Source organism: Actinopolymorpha sp. B17G11, assembly GCF_040196095.1.
In the GTDB taxonomy this organism is placed as follows: Bacteria; Actinomycetota; Actinomycetes; order Propionibacteriales; family Actinopolymorphaceae; genus Thermasporomyces.
Map to the genome: position 1 here is coordinate 1 of NZ_JBEFTW010000015.1, position 16,474 is coordinate 16,474.

The window sequence follows — 16,474 nt, forward strand, 5'->3', positions numbered from 1 at the left end:
TCATCGTCGTGGGCGAGGTCGTCACCCTGGCATCACGGCTCGCATCCGGCGACGGGCGGCGATGACCCAGGGCCTCCTGCTGCTGGCCCACGGCAGCCGCGACGCCCGAGCGGCACAGGTCGCACAGCAGGTGGCCTCCGCGGCGGCGACTCGAGCGCGGGCCGCTACGCCTGATCTCGAGAGCTGCGCGGCCTTCCTCGAACTGGCTGCGCCCTCGCCGGAACAGGCGCTCGACCTGCTGGGCGAGCGTGGCGTCGACGATGTGGTCGTCCAGCCGTTCCTGCTGAGCCATGCGTACCACTCGAAGGTCGACCTGCCGGGCGTGTCGGCCCTCGTGGAGAAGCGCGGGTGGCCGGTCCGCACCGGCGACGTGCTGGGGCCCGACGACCTACTCCTCGACGCGTTGGCCGCTCGCCTGGACGAGGCGTGCGCGGCGGCCGACTACGACGCGGTGGTGCTCGCCGCGGCCGGCTCCACCGATCCCGACGCCAACCGTGCCGTCCAGGGCGTTGCCAGCGCGCTCGCCACGCGAATCGACACGCCCGTCACGGCGGGCTTCGCCTCCGCGGCGGAGCCCCGGGTCGGTCCCGCCGTCTCGCAAGCGAAGGCCGGCGGCGCGCGGCGCGTCGCCGTCGCGACGTACCTCCTCGCACCCGGCTTCTTCGCTGACCGCATCCGCGCGGACGCCGGACAGGCGGGCGCGTTCGCGGTGAGCGCCCCCCTCGGCGCCCGGCCGGAGGTCGTCGAACTGGTCCTCCGCCGCTCAGGGCTCGCCTGACAGGTAACCATTCCGCCGCAGGGGGCCCATGCGCCGCCCGGGGCGCCGGCTCACCTGGAAAGATGCCGCTAGTCAGCAACATGTGCGATCCGGCGGAAAGGAGCGGAATGGTCGAGGTCTGGCCTGGAACGCCGTACCCCCTGGGTGCGACGTTCGACGGGGCGGGCACCAACTTCGCGCTGTTCAGCGAGGTCGCCGATGCCGTCGAGCTGTGTCTGTTCGACGGCGATGGCGCCGGCGACCGGGACAGCGGGAACGTCCGCGAGACCCGCGTGGCTCTGACCGAACGGGAGGGTTCGGTCTGGCACTGCTACCTCCCGCGGATCGGTCCTGGACAACGCTACGGGTTCCGCGTCCAGGGCCCGTACGAACCCGTGACCGGTCACCGCTGCAACCCCGCCAAGCTCCTGCTCGACCCCTACGCCAAGGCGATCGAGGGTGAGATCGACTGGCACGAGTCGCTGTTCTCGTACCGCTTCGGCAGCCCGGACACGCTCAACTCCGCCGACTCCGCCGCTCACACGATGAAGTCGATCGTCGTCAACCCCTACTTCGACTGGCAGGACGACCGACTCCCCCGTCGCTCCTACCACGAGACGGTCATCTACGAAGCACACGTCAAAGGGCTGACGATCAACCATCCGGACATTCCCGAGGTGATCCGGGGCACCTACGCGGGACTCGCGGCGCCGGCGATGATCGACCACCTGCAGTCGCTGGGCGTGACGGCGGTCGAGCTGATGCCGGTGCACCAGTTCGTCCACGACAGCACCCTCGTCCAGAAGGGCCTGTCCAACTACTGGGGCTACAACACGATCGGCTACTTCGCGCCCCACAACGCCTACGCCGCGTCGGGCCAGCGCGGTGAGCAGGTGCAGGAGTTCAAGGCGATGGTCCGGGCGCTGCACCGGGCCGACATCGAGGTGATCCTCGACGTCGTCTACAACCACACCGCGGAGGGCAACCACCTCGGGCCGACGCTCGCGTTCCGGGGCATCGACAACGCCGCCTACTACCGGCTGGTCGACAACGACCCGCGCTACTACATGGACACGACGGGCACCGGCAACAGCCTGCTCATGCGGCACCCCCACGTGCTCCAGCTGATCATGGACTCGCTGCGCTACTGGGTGAGCGAGATGCACGTGGACGGCTTCAGGTTCGACCTGGCGGCGACCCTCGCCCGGCAGTTCCACGAGGTCGACCGGCTGTCGGCGTTCTTCGACCTCGTCCAGCAGGACCCGATCGTGTCGCGGGTCAAGCTGATCGCCGAGCCGTGGGACGTCGGGCCGGGTGGCTATCAGGTCGGCAACTTCCCGCCGGTCTGGACGGAGTGGAACGGCAAGTACCGCGACTGCGTACGCGACTTCTGGCGCGGCCGCCCCGCCACCCTCGGCGAGTTCGCGATGCGGCTCACCGGATCGTCGGACCTGTACGAAGACGACGGGCGCAAGCCGTACGCTTCGATCAACTTCATCACCGCCCATGACGGCTTCACGTTGCGCGATCTCGTCTCGTACAACCACAAGCACAACGAAGCCAACGGCGAGCACAACCGCGACGGCACGTCGGACAACCGGTCCTGGAACTCGGGCGCCGAGGGACCCACGGACGACCACAGCATCGCCGCGCTCCGCCAACGCCAGCTACGCAACTTCCTCGCCACCCTGTTCCTGTCCGAGGGGGTGCCGATGATGCTGCACGGCGACGAGTTGGGACGTACCCAGCACGGCAACAACAACGCCTACTCCCAGGACAACGACATCTCCTGGGTCTCCTGGGTCAACGCCGACTCGGACCTGCTCGCCTTCACGAGGACGGTGAGCCAACTCCGCGCCGAGCACCCGGTCTTCCGGCGCCGCCGATTCTTCGACGGTCTTGGCGGCGGGGACGGGGTAGGCGACGTCGCCTGGCTCAAGCCCGACGGCACCGACATGACCGGCCGCGACTGGACGGCGGGGTTCGCGAAGTCGCTCACTGTCTTCCTCAACGGCGAAGCGATCCGTGAGCCCGGCCGGCAGGGCGAACGCATTGTCGACGACTCGTTCCTGCTGCTGTTCAACGCCTCCGAGGACGACCTCGAGTTCTCCGTACCAGGCGCGAAGTACGGCGAAGCGTGGGAGCCCGTGCTGGACACGGCCGACGACGACCTCCGGGAACGTGGGGCCGTGCTGGCGGGCGAGCAGCTGAAGGTCATCTCCCGCTCACTCGTGGTGCTCAAGCGGGTCTGAGCGCAAGCCGGGGGCCCATCCCGGCCGTGTCGTCGGATGCCATGGCGCCCGTCAGGTGGCGCCGAGCCGGGCCTTCTCCGCCTCGACGTCGAAGTCCGCTGCGGGCCACTGGGGATCCAGATCCTGCAGGTGCTCGACGAGCAGCTGAGTGACCGCCCAGTTGCGGTACCACTTGTGATCACTGGGTATGACATACCACGGCGCGGCCGAGGTGTCGGTCCGCTCCAGCACGTCTTGGTACGCCTGCTGATAGTCGTCCCAGTGGAGGCGTTCGGCGACGTCGTTCGGGTCGTACTTCCAGTGCTTCGTAGGGTTGTCCAGCCGAGCCATCAGGCGCTTCTTCTGCTCCTTCTTCGAGATGTGCAGGAAGCACTTGACGATCCGGATTCCGCGGAACGTCAGCTGGTCCTCGAACCTCCTGATCGTCGCGTACCGGCGGGACCAGGTGGCCCGGCTCACCAGCCCGCGCACGCGCGCGACCAGCACGTCCTCGTAGTGCGACCGGTCGAAGATCCCGAGATAGCCCGGCGCCGGAAGCTCACGGCGGATCCGCCACAGGAACCCGCGGCGACGCTCCTCGGGCGTGGGCGCCTTGAAGCCCACCACATGGACGCCCTGTGGATTCACCAGTCCGACCGAGTGCCGTACGGCTCCGCCCTTTCCCGCCGTGTCCATACCCTGAAGGACGAGGAGCAGGCTTCGCTTACCGCCGGTCTGACCTTCGGCGAAGAGCCGTTCCTGCAGATCGGCGAGCGCCGGGCCGAGGTCGCCGAGGGCCGCCCGCGCCTGGCGCTTGCCGCCCCTGAAGCCCGGCGTCGTCCTGGTCGACAGATCACCGATCACGACGGGCCGGGCCGGTGGGAGTCGGAGACGATCACTGAGCCGATTGGCCATACCGTGCTCCCCTTCCCTCCGCCGTGCTGCCAGTGTCGCGTCAATTTCTGCTTGCGGCGACTCTCTGATGAGATCTCCCTGTGCGCTTGTTGATCCCGCAGACCGCTGCCCACCCACCCGCCTCCGTCGGCCGGACCGCGGAGACTGGCGTCGTCGTTCCCGGACCGGCGCGCGGCGCCGACCTGGACGACGCCGACCTGGACGACGCCGACCTCGCGGAGCTGTACGCCTATCCGCGGGATCGTCGCTGGGTCAGGGTCAACTTCGTCTCCACCGTCGACGGCGCCGCCCAGGGGCCCGATCATCGGTCGGGGTCGATCTCCGGTCCGGCTGACCGCCGCATTCTCGCGCTCCTGCGCGCCCTGGCCGACGTGATCGTCGTCGGGGCGGGCACGGCCCGGGTCGAGGGCTACGCGCCCGCTGACATCCGTCCCGCCTTCGCCCCGCTCCGCGAACAGCTCGGACTGCCACCCACGCCGCCGATCGCGGTGGTGACCGACTCTCTCGACATCCCCGACCGGCTGCTGACCGATCCGCGCACCGTCGTCCTCACCTGTGCCCAGGCCGACCCCGATCGGCGACGGCAGCTCGCCAGCCAGGTCGACCTCGCGATTGCCGGCGACGAGCAGGTCGATGCCGAGGCCGTTGTCGACGCCCTCACCGCCCGGGGGCACCAGCGCATTCTCAGCGAGGGTGGTCCGACCTTCGCGGGCTTCCTCGCCCGCGCCGGACTCCTCGACGAGTTGTGCCTGACGATCTCGCCCGAGCTTCTGGCCGGGCCAGCGATGCGCATCCTCACCGGGCCCGAACTCTCCGCGCCGGCCGACCTTCGCCTTGCCAGCCTGCTCGAGGCCGAGGGGTTCCTGTTCTTCCGGTGGCTCTTCGCCTGACTCGCCCAGCCGGCGACATCTGTCGGTCCGCGGAGCGCCCCCAACCTGTCCATCACCTCGCCGGTGACAGCGGTGCGTGTCGGTCGCCGACCCTCCACTGGCGGCTCCGCATGTCTTCACTCCTCGCACCCACTCGAACGCGTACTGTCGACGTCCGAGGGGAACACGAAGGAGCGTCATGGATATCCGAGAGCTCGACCGGCGGGTGGTGGATACCACCACCAGGCTCGTCAACACCGTCACCGCCGACCAGCTCGACCGGCCCACCCCGTGCGCCGCCTGGAATGTCCGCCATCTCCTCGAACACATGATCGGACAGCACGACGGTTTCGCCCTCGCGGCGTCGGGCGAACCTACCGAGCTGGCCGCCTGGCGTCCACGCCCCTTCGACGACGACCCGTCCGGGCCCTACACGGAGGCGGCGACCCTGGTGACGGCCGCGTTCGCCCAGAACGGCGTTCTCGAGCGCGACTTCTGGCTGCCCGAGGTCCGGATCACGGCACCGTTCCCTGCCCGTGCGGCGATCGGGTTCCACTTCCTCGACAACGTCGTCCATGGCTGGGATGTCGCGAAGGCCCTTGATGTCGCGACGACGTACGACCAGGACGTACTCAACGTCGCCGTCGTCCTGGCCGCGAAGGTGCCGGACACGCCCGAGACCCGTGGACCCCGCAGCCACTTCCAGCCGGGTGTCGAGGTGCCCGCCACAGCTGCGCCGCTGGACCGGGTTGTCGCCATGCTCGGCCGCGACCCCTCCTGGCGACCTTGATCTGCTGGCCTGTCAGCGGGACCGGGCAAGATAGGGCCATGCAACTTCCGGTCATGCCGCCGGTATCGCCCATGCTGGCGAAGCCGGTGAAGCAGATACCTCAGGGTGCCCACAGTTTCGAGCCGAAGTGGGATGGCTTCCGGTCGATCATCTTTCGTGACCACGACGAGGTGGAGATCGGCAGCCGCAACGAACGACCGATGACCCGCTACTTCCCGGAGCTCGTCGAGGCTGTCAAGGCGATCTTTCCCGCCCGCAGCGTGATCGACGGCGAGATCGTGATCGAGGACGCCGAAGGCGTACGCCTGGACTTCGAGGCCCTCCAGCTGCGGATCCACCCCGCGGCCAGCCGGGTCCGGCTGCTCGCCGAGCAGACGCCCGCCCGGTTCGTGGCGTTCGACCTGCTCGCCCTGGGCGACACCGACTACACCGGCCGGCCATTCGAGGAGCGCCGTGCGGCCCTCGTGGAAGCCCTGTCGAACGCGGGCCCGCCGGTCCACACCACGCCCGCGACCACCGATCGGAAGCTGGCCGAGCGCTGGTTCCACCAGTTCGAGGGTGCCGGGCTCGACGGTCTGATCGCCAAGCCGCTCGACGGGTTGTACGAACCCGACAAGCGGACGATGTTCAAGGTCAAGCACGAACGCACCGCCGACTGCGTCGTCGCGGGCTACCGGGTCCACAAGAGCGGCCCGGACGCGATCGGCTCCCTCCTGCTCGGCCTCTACAACGACGCCGGTGACCTCGCCAGCGTTGGTGTGATCGGCGCGTTCCCGCTGGCCCGGCGGCGGGAGCTCTTCACCGAGCTTCAGCCGCTCGTGACGACGTTCGACGACCATCCGTGGTCATGGGCCAAGCAGGAGGCGGGCAGTCGCACTCCGCGCAACGCCGAACAGAGCCGCTGGAGCGCCGGCAAGGACCTGTCGTTCGTGCCGCTTCGACCGGAGCGGGTCGTCGAGGTCCGGTATGACCACATGGAAGGCGTACGTTTCCGGCACACCACGCAGTTCGTCCGCTGGCGACCAGACCGCGAGCCGGAGTCGTGCACCTATGCCCAGCTCGAGGAGCCGGTCCGCTTCGACCTCGCCGAGGTCCTGGGCACGAAGTGAGCACGCGCTCCTCACAATTTGCCGCACAGATGACCAAGGGCACTTTCCAATCGGGCACCCGCGCGGCACGATGGGCGCGGACACACGAGGAGGTGCCCATGTACAAAGTCGTGCTCCTCATCGAAAAGCCGATCTCGCACTTCGACGCACATCAGATCGCCGAGCTATACCGGGTGTCGGGCGAACCCACCCATGTCCACGTTCTGCTCCCCGTCGAGGACGCGTCGGCTCGGGTCGAGTCGGCGCTCGGGTCGATCGCGGCGAGTGAAGTGCTCGCTACGTCCGCTCTCAACTTCCCCGACGTCGACCTGGCGAAGATCCAGCGGGAGATCGTCGAACGCAGCAAGTCAGCGCTCGACCAGAGCGTTCAGGCGCTCGGTCGGTGCGGGTGCTCGGCCGACGGCGAGGTGACGTCAGCGGATCCGGTCGATGCGCTCGCTGCCGCCGTACGGGAGCGGAACGCGGCCGAGGTCGTCATCCTCACGCGGCCGCACCTGGTGGCGGAGTTCTTCCACTTCGACTGGACCTCGAAGGCACGCCGCCGACTCGGTGTTCCGTGCCTGCACCTCATCGAACACCGCGATCCCGTGCCGACTGATCCAGACGCCGCCCCTACCGGTTCCGGCCGGCGCAACGGCTCACCCGGCTAGGTTCAGCTCAGATCGGACCGTCGGGCATCCTCGGCTTCCGCATGGTGCCCGTGGGGTTCGAGTTCTGCGATTCTGCGGGCGAGGTACGCGCGTTCTGGAGAGTTTCCCGCGAGCCGGAGCGCTCTTGAGTACTCCTCGCGCGCCGCGACGAGCCGCCCCATCCGGCGCAGGAAGTCGGCTCGGGTCGCGGGTAGCAGGTGGTAGTTCGCAAGCCGCTCGTCGAGGTCGGCCAGCAGGGCGAGGGCCGTCGCCGGACCGTCGGCCTCGGCGACCGCCACGGCCCGGTTGAGGCGTACGACGGGCGAGTCCGTCATGCGTTCCAGGCGTTCGTACAGCATGGTGATCGCCCGCCAGTCAGTGTCGACCGCGCGACGTGCTGACGCGTGCTCAGCGGCGATCGCCGCCTGAAGGAGGTACGACGTCGCGCGTCCGCCGAACCCCGCTGCCTTCTCGAGCAGGGCGACGCCTTCCGCGATCTCCGTCTGATGCCAGCGCTCGCGGTCCTGGTCAGGGAGAAGTACCAGCTCGCCGGTGTCGTCGGCGCGGGCGTCCCTCCGGGAGTGGTGCAGGAGCAGCAGGGCGAGCAGAGCCATCGGATCGGGCTCGTCCGGGAGGAGCTCGACGACCACCCGCGTGAGCCGAATCGCCTCATCGCACAGGCCCCGCCGAACGAGCGCGTCCCCGGAGGACGCCGAGTGGCCTTCGGTGAAGATCAGGTAGAGCACAGTGAGGACACCGCCCAGCCGATCAGGCAGCTCCGCCTCGGTGGGCACACGGTAGGGGATCGAGGCGGCGGCGATCTTCTTCTTGGCGCGGGTGAGTCGAGCAGCCATGGTCGGTTCAGAGACCAGGAAGGCGCGAGCGATCTCCGGTGTCGTCAGGCCGCCGACCAGTCGGAGTGTGAGCGCCGTCCGCGCCTCGAGAGCGAGGGCCGGGTGGCAGCAGGTGAACAGCAGGCGCAGCCGTTCATCGGGGATGGCGGAGATCGCCGCGTCGTCCGGATCGAACCCGTCCGGCCGCGCACCGCCCGCAGGGTCTGTCCCTGCCGCGGCGTCGATGACGAGCAGGGGAAGCTTGCGGGCCAGGGTGGCGTCTCGGCGCACCCGATCGAGGCCTCGGCGCTTCGCCGTGGTGAAGAGCCATGCCTCCGGGCGGTCGGGGATGCCGTCCCGCGCCCAGTGCTCGACCGCCAGCTCGAATGCCTCAGCCAACGAGTCTTCGGCGATGTCCAGGCTGCGGAAGTGGCCGGCGAGCAACGCGAGCAGCCGGGCCCAGTGCTCGCGGAATGCCTCGACCACCGCGCCGGGAGCATCATGTGCCACGAGTGGCACCTCTTTCAGGCCTTGTTACGGGCCCGGCTGGGCTGGACCCGCATCGGCTCGCCCGGCATCTTCGGATAGTCCGGTGGGTATGGCAGGTCGCCCAGCCCTTCGTCGCGTTGGTCGCGCTCGGCCCACTCCAGCAGGGTGTCGATCGCGTACGCCTCTTCATTGACTCCCGCGTGGAGGTCACCCACCGTGGCGAATCGCTCCGGCATGGTCACGATGTCGAAGTCCTCGGGAGCGACACTCTCCAACTCGTCCCACCGCAGTGGTGCCGACACCGGTGCCCGGGACCTCGGGCGGATGGAGTAGGCCGACGCGATCGTGCGGTCCCTCGCCATCTGGTTGTAGTCGATGAAGACCCGCTCTCCGCGCTCCTCCTTCCACCAGGACATCGTCACCAGGTCAGGCAGTCGGCGTTCCAGCTCCCGACCGAGGGCGATGACCGCTCGCCTCGTCTCGACGAAAGTCCACTTCGCCTGGATGGGTACGTAGACGTGGAGGCCTCGCCCACCGGAGGTCTTGGGCCAACCCTCCATGCCCAGCTCGTGCAGCAGCGCGCGTAGTTGGGGGGCCACGCGGACTGCATCGGCGAAGTCCGTCCCCGGCTGCGGGTCGAGGTCGATCCGGATCTGGTCGGGATGGTCCACGTTGGGTCGGCGTACGGGCCATGGGTGGAAGGTGAGTGTGCCGAGGTTGGCCGCCCAGGCGATCACCGCGGTCTCGGTGGGCAGACCTCGTCGGCGGGGCGCCCGCTGGGGAACGTGATGCGGACCGTCTCCACCCACTCCGGCGCGCCTTTGGGTATCCGCTTCTGGTAGAACGCGTCGCCTCGGTTGTCGCCCCTGGTCGACAACTTCGCTCCCTCGAAAACGCCACCGGGCCACCGCTCCAACGTGGTGGGACGCTCGCGCAGGGCACCCAGGATGCCGTCGCCGACGGAGAGAAAGTAATGGACGATGTCTCGCTTCGTGAACCCGCGCTCGGGGAAGTACACCTTGTCGGGGTTGGACACACGCACGGTGCGCGCGCCCACCTCGATCTCTTCGTACGGCGTCGCCATGCCCGAACGCTAGCGCGAGTCACCGACAGCACGCCTCGAGACGCCTCGGCCGTGCCTCATTTCTGCCGGGGCGAGTCCCGACATACGGTGGCAGAGACCGCGACGCCCTCACGGGAGGCATTGAACCCATGAACGACGTTCCCGGCGAGCGAGACACACCCGAAGGTGCGCCTCAGCGGCCATCGTCAGACACTTCGTCCTCGCCGCCGCCGTGGGGTGGGTCGCCGCCCCCTGCACAGCAGCAGGGATGGTCCGCGCAGGGACGGCCGATCACCACAGGTCCTGCCTCCGGACCGCCTGCTGGCCCACAAGGTGGCGGGCCCGGCCCCTACGGCCCTCCAGGGTCCGTGGGACCGCCTCCTCAGCCGCCTCCTCAGCCGCCGGCCAACCTGCCACCCGGTCCCCATCCGCAGGGTCCCCCCGGAGGTCCTCCGCCAGCGGTGTGGGGATCCCCGCAGGCTCCGCGGCAGCGGCCGCCTCGCAGCCGAGGCAAGGTGATCCTCACCGTCGCGCTGCTGGTGGGTATCCCTCTCCTCCTCATCGGAGGCGGCATCGCGGCTTACTGGTACATCGGCAACTCCGGTGGCGGGGCGAGCAGTGATCCGCCCAACGCCAGCTCGGAGGGCGCTGACGTCGCGGACATCGAGGCGGCCATCGAGAAGCAGGGCTTCTCCTGTTACGAGACCTTGAGCCAACCGACCGTCGTACGTTCCTGCTATCTCACGGCCTCTGACGGTGCGCATGTCGCCGTACGCATGCAGGCAGGTCAGGACGGCGAAGCGCTCCATGTGGAGGTCATGGGGCGGCAGTCAGGAGTTGGCAGCCTGACTGCTCCCCGGGGCGATCCAGTTGAGCCGACCACGCAGGCGTTCACCGCGATCAGCGAGACGCTGCTGGGCTCTGAGGCCAACGAACTTCCGGAGATCGAGGGCGGCCAGTCCCGAACGACGTTCGTGCCGTGGGGCCGGGTGGAGTTCGGGGCGTTCCCCGACGCCTCGTTCGCAACCTTCGCCAAGGACGGGACCAAGCCCGTCTCCGGGAGTGCAGTGCTTCCTGCCTCGATCGGCGACATCCAGAAAGGCCTCGGCGGCGCCGGGTTCGCCTGTGACACAGACAGCTGCGACAAGGATGCAGAGGGCACGACCTCCCTCGCCCGGGTGAAGAGGGGCGAGATTCGCCTCTCTGTCGAGGATGCGGGCCATCCGGTGAGCGACAAAGTTCTACGTACGCACATCGACGCCGTGCTCGACCAACTCGTCAGCGGAGCAGATCGCGAGGCGGCAATGTCCTGGGCCAGCTCGCGACTGAACCCGGAGCACGGGTTTGTCCAGGGTGACGCAGGTGGCCTGCACATCGAGATCGCGCGTGACGGTGCGGAATCGGCCGAGGTCGTCATACAGCCCGCGCAAGCCCGCTTCCCATCCTGAACGGGCAAAGACTTGGGCGGGGCCGGATGTCCGACCCCGCCCGAGAAACGGATTGAACGGAACAGCTCAGCCGATGACGCCTGGCGGGGCGTCACCGTCAGCGCCCCAGACGTCCTCGTCCTCTTCGAGCCAGGTGTTGCGTTCCTGCTCCTGGCCACCGTCCTGGCCCATGCCAGCGCCGCCCATCATGGGCATCATGCCGCCCATGCCGCCACGCATTCCTGCCCCGGCTCCCATGCCGCCGCCGAAGCCACCGACACCGCCCATGCCGGCGCCCGCTCCTGCGGCACCGGGAATGCCGCTGACGGCCGGTCCAGCTCCGTGTATCGGCGTGCCGCTCGGGAATCCTCCGCCACCGCCGCCGCCGATGCCGCCGCCGCCGAGTCCGCCTGCGCGGGCTGTCTCGGTACCGGTGTCGACACCACCAGTGCCGCGACCGCCGCTACCCGGAAACTGATCGCCGTCGGGGATCCCGTCGCCGTTGTGGTCAGGGTCGTTCGGGAACGGATCCTGGGAGTCCGGGATCCCGTCACCGTCGGAGTCCGTGCCGTCGGGGACGTCAGGCGTGTCCGGTGTACCGGGCGTGTCAGGCGTGTCAGGCGTGTCGGGTATGCCGGGCGTGTCAGGGCTGCCGGGCGTGTCAGGCGTGCCGAACGGGCCGGCGCCTCCACCGCCTCCACCGCCACCGCCCCCACCGCCGCCGCCGCCCGGGTCTCCAGAGGCGATCTGCGGTGCCTGCGCAGGCTGCGGAAACTTCCCGGAGACCTCGGTGTATTTGGTGGTGAGATCCGTCGCGGTCTGCTGGCACCTCTCCTCTTCCGACTTGTTCATCTCGAGAGTGCGGAAGATGCCGTCGTAGTCAACCCCGTTGGCCGGCACCTGGCAGTCGTAGAGGCCGTCTTCGCTGGTCTTTGTCTGGATGCCGGCTTCGCTGTAGTAGTCGTTCATCGAGTCGCGGTCGATGTCGTTTCCGCCGTTGGCCTCCCCGATCCTCGGGATCTGGAGAATCTCACCGTCGGCGCTGCCCTTGCGGAACTCGTACTTGATCGATCCGTTCGTCACGCCAGACACCCACCACTTGATGTAGTAGGAGTCCTCGTGCCATCCGGGTTTGGGGAGCTTGTCGTCGTTCTGGATGCCACCGACGTAGCCGCCCAGGTCCTCGAACAGTTGGCGGAAGCCCTCTGAGTCAGCCCCGTCGTCGCTCACCTGGAACGCCTGGTCCTCCGACTGCGGCGCGGGCGGTTTCGGGTTGGTCTTGTCGCAGCGGTGCGCGACCTCCTTGGCGAACCAGATCACCTGCTCGAGCTTGTCCTTGAAGGAGTCGGCGGCCTTCCCCTGCCAGCCTCCACTGTTACCGCCGGAGAAGAGTTGATCGCGTGCCGTCTCCAGCCCTTCGGCAATATCGGCGGCAGCCGTGCCGGCGTGCTTCCAATATTCGGCGGCGCCGTTGATCCAGCCCTCACTCGGCGCCTTGGGATCGTCATAGTCGCCTACGTAGTAAGGGTCCGGGTATCCCCGCACGCGGAAGAGAATCCTCTGGTGCCCGGATCCGGCAAGCTTCTCAGTCATCGTCGTCGGCTCCCGTCACGCCTGTGCCTGGGGGTTCGGCTGACCCGTCTGACCCGGTTGGCCGGACCCAGGTGCCGGCGCCATCTCCTCGCCGAGGATCCGGTCGATCTCGCCCACACTGGCGTTGTTGAGCGCCTCGGTCGAGCGGTATTGGTCGGCGATCTTCTTGCTTGCGTCAGCCAAGCCTTCGAGCAGGTTGTGCAGGTCGTTGAAGTTCTGGGCCATGTTGGCCCGCGCGGCGTTGTATTGCGTCCGGAACTGCCCGGCCTCCTCGAACGTGCCCAGCCTCGGGAATCCCGAGTCGCCGTCCTCGGCCAGCAACACCCTCTGCGGATAGCCGTTCTCGTCAGTCCAGTCCTCATCCAGCTCGCGCATGCGCTTGGCGAAGTCGTCGAGATCGCCGGGGTCTACTGTCGTCCCGCCCATTGCACCCAACTCTCCCCGTACTCAGTCGTGGCCACCAGAATCCATCGCCCGTCACCCACCCCGTGGTGGGGACGGCGCCGTTGTGGGTCGCCCGATCGGCGGGCGCCAGGGAAACGTTACGCGACCTGATCACTCGCGTGCAGCCACCCCAGCGTGCGGTTGTGGATAACCCGAAAACCGTGATTTCCCCGTCCAGGAACGACCTGGTTCGGTGCCGACCTGCCGAGTCGTCCGAACCAGACCCACCTGGGCGACGTAAGGTCGGAAGTATGCCTGAGAAGGTCGTCAAGACTGAAGCCGAGTGGCGCCAGCAGCTGTCACCGGAGGAGTACCGCGTCCTGCGCGAAGCCGGCACTGAACGACCGGGCACCGGGGAGTACGTCGACACCAAGACGACCGGGGTCTACCGGTGCCGCGCGTGCGGTGCCGAGCTGTTCCGTAGCGACACGAAGTTCGACAGCCACTGCGGCTGGCCGTCGTTCTGGTCGCCGCTGGCCGCCGACCGGGTGCAGCTGATCGAGGATCGCTCGCTCGGAATGACCCGCACGGAGGTGCGGTGCGCCCGCTGTGACTCCCACCTCGGCCACGTGTTCGAGGGCGAGGGCTACGGCACGCCCACCGACCAGCGCTTCTGCATCAACTCGGTCTCGCTCACCCTCGAACCCAGCGAGTCGACCTAGACCGCACGACGGTCATGAATCGAGGCGTTCGCCGGGGAGGACGTCCTGTAGTGCGGTGGCCGCCGCCAGCAGCTGTACCTGCAGCGGCTCGACGACCCGCACATCCTCCGGGAGCTCACCGGTGAACACCGGCCGGATCTCGAACGCCAGGTCGAGGATCTGCTCGCGGGTGAACGAACCCGCCCGTAGCCGGTAGGACTCTCCGGAGAGCCGGCGGTACTCAGCCATGCGTTCGCGCCAACCAGGGTTGGACATCCGCTGGTCGTTCGCCTTCATCACCTCGACAAGCTTGTCGAGGACGCGTTCGAGCTCGACCAACTGGGCCTTGCGTCGGTCGACGTCGAGATGGACCGTCCCGGCGGGAGCCAGGTCGTCCTTCCCTCCGAGGATTCTCCGTAAGAAGCTCACACCCGGCGGTCCCTTCGCTCGCTCTACGGCAGGAGGCCCACGATGTCGGCGAGCGGCTTGCGGCGGCCGGTGAAGAACGGCACTTCTTCCCGGGTGTGCAGCCGCGCCCGCGCGCCGCGCAGGTGCCGCATCAGGTCGGTGATGCGGTGGAGTTCGTCGGCCTCGAACGCCAGCATCCATTCGTAGTCGCCCAGGGCGAACGACGCGACGGTGTTGGCGCGTACGTCAGGGTAGTCACGCGCCATCCTGCCGTGTTCGGCGAGCATCGCACGGCGTTCGTCGTCGGGCAGGAGGTACCACTCGTAGGAACGCACGAACGGATAGACGCTGACGTACCGCTTCGGCTCCTCACCGGCCAGGAACGCCGGCACGTGGCTCTTGTTGAACTCCGCCGGACGGTGCAGGGCGAGCTGGGACCACACGGGCTCGAAGTGCCGCCCGAGGTTGGTACGCCGGAACCGGTTGTAGGCCTCCTGCAGGTCGTCGGAGTCCGGCGCGTGCCACCAGATCAGCAGGTCGGCGTCGGCCCGGAGCCCGGACACGTCGTAGGTGCCGCGGACCACGACGTCCTTCTCCCCCAACTGGCTGATCAGCGCCTCCACCTCGGCGGCAAGGCCCGCGCGGTCGAGACTGCCAAGGGGATCACGAAGGCGGAACACCGACCACATGGTGTAGCGGATCACCTGGTTGAGCTCGCGCGCCTTCGGCTTCGCCTCGCGCTCCGTCCGGTCCGAGTGCTCGGTCATGCCGTCATTGTCCCCGGAGCGTCGGACGCACCGAGCAGCTGGGTCACCGCCGAGCGCGCGCTCGCGATGCAGGCGGGGATGCCGATTCCTTCGTACGCCGCCCCCGCCACGGCGATCCCAGGCTGCCGCGCCAGGTCTGCCCTGATCCTGGCGATCCGGGCGCGGTGGCCGACCGCGTACTGCGGGAGCCCGCCGCCCCAACGTGCCACGTGCGCGTCGATCGGCTGAGCGCTGATCCCCACCAACTCCCGCAGGTCGGCTACCGCTCCCGTTACCAGGTCCGCGTCGTCGCGCTGGAGTTCTGTCACGTCGCCCAGTCGACCCACCGAGCAGCGGATGATCACGACATCGGGCGCGTCTTCTGCCATCCAGGACCATTTCGCCGAGGAGAACGTCGCGGCCTTGATCAGGCGGCCTTCGACCGGCGGCACGAGGAATCCGGAACCCGGAAGGGTGCCCGGCACCGCCGAGGACGGGAACGCCAGCGCGATCGTCGCCATGCTGGCGTACTCGATCCCGGCGAGCTCCCCCGCCGCCGCCGGCGCGATCTCGGCGAGCAGCCGGCTCGCGGGGCGTGCCGGGCAGGCCAACACGACGGCGTCGGCGTCGACGAGTTCGGGCAACCGGGTCGGCCCCACCACCAGCTGCCATCGGCCGTCAGACGTACGCCGGAGTTCCCGGACAGTCGCGTCAGTGCGTACGGACGCACCTGACGCCTGCGCCACGGCGGGGACAAGTCCGCCCACCCCACCGGTGAGGCCCGCGAACACCGGAGCGTCGGAGGCCGGCGCCGCTGCCTTCGCCCGAGCGGCCGCGCGAAGCAGCGAAGGATTCTCGCGGAGGTACGGGACGAGGGCCGGAACGGTCGCCTGGAGTGACAGCTGGTCCGAACGCCCCGCGTAGACACCGCCGAGCAGGGGTTCGACCAGGCGGTCGACCAGTTCCCTGCCCATCCGGTGTGCGGCGTACGTGCCGATCGCCACGTCCTCGTCGAGGGGCGCTCCGGGAAGGTCGGGCTCCGCCTCCACACGGCTCAGTCCGTCAGCACTCAGCAGCCCACTCGCCCCTAGGGCCGCGAGGTCGCCGGGCACACCCAGGATGGTGCCGCCCGGTATCGGGTGGAGTGCACCGCGCGACCACAGACCCGCCGATGTCGTCGCCGCGTAACGGATCCGCTCGCCCAGGCCGACAGCTCTGGCCAGCTCGACACCTTCCGGCCGGCGGTTGAGGATCGCCTCGGCGCCGGTGTCGACGGCCACACCGGCGAGCTCGACGGTGTGGAGCTTCCCACCCAGCCGCGGCGAGCTCTCCAGCACGGTGACGGCGAGGTCAGGGCCCCCCACCTGACGTAGGAACCATGCCCCGGCGACTCCGGTGACGCCTCCACCGACAACGACGACCTGACGCATGGCTCCACTTTTCCAGATCCACATCGGACAACCTCCCCCGGACGTGCCGCGTCATGACTGGCACAGCGCACCGCCATACGGCGAGAACGACGCGACACGG

General features: G+C 68.7%; 17 protein-coding genes. 8 read left to right on the forward strand and 9 right to left on the reverse strand.

The genetic code is table 11. The features are described from left to right. Both ABN028_RS16735 and glgX read left to right on the forward strand, forming a co-directional pair. Positions 1-778, forward strand: a 778-nt coding sequence (locus tag ABN028_RS16735) for a sirohydrochlorin chelatase (RefSeq protein WP_349697215.1), incomplete at its 5' end; no start/stop codon positions are given. 107 nt (positions 779-885) lie between these two features. Beyond that, positions 886-3,009, forward strand: coding sequence for a glycogen debranching protein GlgX (gene glgX, locus ABN028_RS16740; protein ID WP_349330694.1), 2,124 nt, complete (start codon positions 886-888; stop codon positions 3,007-3,009). A 51-nt stretch (positions 3,010-3,060) separates the two neighbouring features. Here the strand turns inward: glgX and ABN028_RS16745 are convergent, their stop codons facing one another. After that, positions 3,061-3,903: a PPK2 family polyphosphate kinase gene (locus ABN028_RS16745; RefSeq protein WP_349697216.1), complete on the reverse strand. Its 843-nt coding sequence runs from the start codon at positions 3,901-3,903 to the stop codon at positions 3,061-3,063. Between the two features lie 80 nt (positions 3,904-3,983). On the opposite strand from ABN028_RS16745, the gene ABN028_RS16750 reads away from it, so the two are divergent. From ABN028_RS16750 to ABN028_RS16765, 4 genes are all read left to right on the forward strand, one after another. Further along, positions 3,984-4,793, forward strand: coding sequence for a dihydrofolate reductase family protein (locus ABN028_RS16750; RefSeq protein WP_349697217.1), 810 nt, complete (start codon positions 3,984-3,986; stop codon positions 4,791-4,793). Between the two features lie 178 nt (positions 4,794-4,971). Then, a complete protein-coding gene (locus ABN028_RS16755; RefSeq protein WP_349330697.1) occupies positions 4,972-5,562 on the forward strand; it encodes a TIGR03086 family metal-binding protein in 591 nt (196 codons plus the stop codon). 38 nt (positions 5,563-5,600) lie between these two features. Next, on the forward strand, positions 5,601-6,671 hold the full coding sequence (locus ABN028_RS16760) for an ATP-dependent DNA ligase (RefSeq protein ID WP_349697218.1): 1,071 nt from the start codon (positions 5,601-5,603) through the stop codon (positions 6,669-6,671). A 98-nt stretch (positions 6,672-6,769) separates the two neighbouring features. Continuing rightward, entirely contained in the window at positions 6,770-7,321 is a 552-nt protein-coding gene (locus ABN028_RS16765; protein WP_349330699.1) for a hypothetical protein, read from the forward strand. Positions 7,322-7,323: 2 nt separating this feature from the next. Here the strand turns inward: ABN028_RS16765 and ABN028_RS16770 are convergent, their stop codons facing one another. The 3 genes from ABN028_RS16770 to ligD are packed head-to-tail and all read right to left on the reverse strand — an operon-like array spanning position 7,324 to position 9,706. Next, on the reverse strand, positions 7,324-8,643 hold the full coding sequence (locus ABN028_RS16770; RefSeq protein ID WP_349697219.1) for an RNA polymerase sigma factor: 1,320 nt from the start codon (positions 8,641-8,643) through the stop codon (positions 7,324-7,326). A 14-nt stretch (positions 8,644-8,657) separates the two neighbouring features. After that, entirely contained in the window at positions 8,658-9,359 is a 702-nt protein-coding gene (locus ABN028_RS16775; protein WP_502879185.1) for a DNA polymerase domain-containing protein, read from the reverse strand. Next, positions 9,356-9,706 carry a non-homologous end-joining DNA ligase LigD gene (gene ligD, locus ABN028_RS35370; RefSeq protein WP_502879186.1) on the reverse strand — a complete coding sequence of 117 codons (351 nt, stop codon included), beginning with the start codon at positions 9,704-9,706 and terminating at the stop codon, positions 9,356-9,358. Before ligD ends, ABN028_RS16775 begins: the two co-directional genes overlap by 4 nt. A 494-nt stretch (positions 9,707-10,200) precedes the next feature. Here ligD and ABN028_RS16780 point away from each other — a divergent pair, with 494 nt between their 5' ends. After that, complete coding sequence (locus ABN028_RS16780; protein ID WP_349697220.1) at positions 10,201-11,133, forward strand: hypothetical protein; 933 nt, start codon at positions 10,201-10,203, stop codon at positions 11,131-11,133. Between the two features lie 66 nt (positions 11,134-11,199). On the opposite strand, the gene ABN028_RS16785 is transcribed toward ABN028_RS16780, so the two are convergent. Together ABN028_RS16785 and ABN028_RS16790 are read right to left on the reverse strand one after the other, a co-directional pair. Then, the gene (locus ABN028_RS16785) at positions 11,200-12,705 is read right to left on the reverse strand and encodes a hypothetical protein (protein WP_349697221.1); all 1,506 of its coding nucleotides are present in this window, start codon (positions 12,703-12,705) and stop codon (positions 11,200-11,202) included. A gap of 15 nt (positions 12,706-12,720) precedes the next feature. Continuing rightward, positions 12,721-13,131 carry a DUF2563 family protein gene (locus ABN028_RS16790; protein WP_349330705.1) on the reverse strand — a complete coding sequence of 137 codons (411 nt, stop codon included), beginning with the start codon at positions 13,129-13,131 and terminating at the stop codon, positions 12,721-12,723. A 269-nt stretch (positions 13,132-13,400) separates the two neighbouring features. Here ABN028_RS16790 and msrB point away from each other — a divergent pair, with 269 nt between their 5' ends. Then, complete coding sequence (gene msrB / locus ABN028_RS16795; protein WP_349697222.1) at positions 13,401-13,811, forward strand: peptide-methionine (R)-S-oxide reductase MsrB; 411 nt, start codon at positions 13,401-13,403, stop codon at positions 13,809-13,811. Between the two features lie 12 nt (positions 13,812-13,823). Here the strand turns inward: msrB and ABN028_RS16800 are convergent, their stop codons facing one another. Genes ABN028_RS16800 through hemG form a run of 3 tightly spaced genes read right to left on the reverse strand, consistent with a single transcriptional unit; the run spans position 13,824 to position 16,374 of the window. Then, positions 13,824-14,219: a hypothetical protein gene (locus ABN028_RS16800; RefSeq protein WP_349330707.1), complete on the reverse strand. Its 396-nt coding sequence runs from the start codon at positions 14,217-14,219 to the stop codon at positions 13,824-13,826. Between the two features lie 23 nt (positions 14,220-14,242). Further along, positions 14,243-14,965, reverse strand: a complete 723-nt coding sequence (gene hemQ / locus ABN028_RS16805; RefSeq protein ID WP_349330708.1) for a hydrogen peroxide-dependent heme synthase — start codon at positions 14,963-14,965, stop codon at positions 14,243-14,245. Beyond that, positions 14,962-16,374 (reverse strand): protoporphyrinogen oxidase, encoded by a 1,413-nt coding sequence (hemG, locus tag ABN028_RS16810; RefSeq protein WP_349697223.1) that lies wholly within the window; start codon positions 16,372-16,374, stop codon positions 14,962-14,964. Before hemG ends, hemQ begins: the two co-directional genes overlap by 4 nt. Positions 16,375-16,474 lie beyond the last annotated feature (100 nt).

Coding starts and splice junctions, on each gene's coding strand:
- glgX (WP_349330694.1), top strand. CDS start 886: ATGGTCGAGGTCTGGCCTGGAACGCCGTACCCCCTGGGTGCGACGTTC.
- ABN028_RS16745 (WP_349697216.1), bottom strand. CDS start 3,903: ATGGCCAATCGGCTCAGTGATCGTCTCCGACTCCCACCGGCCCGGCCC.
- ABN028_RS16755 (WP_349330697.1), top strand. CDS start 4,972: ATGGATATCCGAGAGCTCGACCGGCGGGTGGTGGATACCACCACCAGG.
- ABN028_RS16760 (WP_349697218.1), top strand. CDS start 5,601: ATGCAACTTCCGGTCATGCCGCCGGTATCGCCCATGCTGGCGAAGCCG.
- ABN028_RS16765 (WP_349330699.1), top strand. CDS start 6,770: ATGTACAAAGTCGTGCTCCTCATCGAAAAGCCGATCTCGCACTTCGAC.
- ligD (WP_502879186.1), bottom strand. CDS start 9,706: ATGGCGACGCCGTACGAAGAGATCGAGGTGGGCGCGCGCACCGTGCGT.
- ABN028_RS16785 (WP_349697221.1), bottom strand. CDS start 12,705: ATGACTGAGAAGCTTGCCGGATCCGGGCACCAGAGGATTCTCTTCCGC.
- ABN028_RS16790 (WP_349330705.1), bottom strand. CDS start 13,131: ATGGGCGGGACGACAGTAGACCCCGGCGATCTCGACGACTTCGCCAAG.
- msrB (WP_349697222.1), top strand. CDS start 13,401: ATGCCTGAGAAGGTCGTCAAGACTGAAGCCGAGTGGCGCCAGCAGCTG.
- hemQ (WP_349330708.1), bottom strand. CDS start 14,965: ATGACCGAGCACTCGGACCGGACGGAGCGCGAGGCGAAGCCGAAGGCG.
- hemG (WP_349697223.1), bottom strand. CDS start 16,374: ATGCGTCAGGTCGTCGTTGTCGGTGGAGGCGTCACCGGAGTCGCCGGG.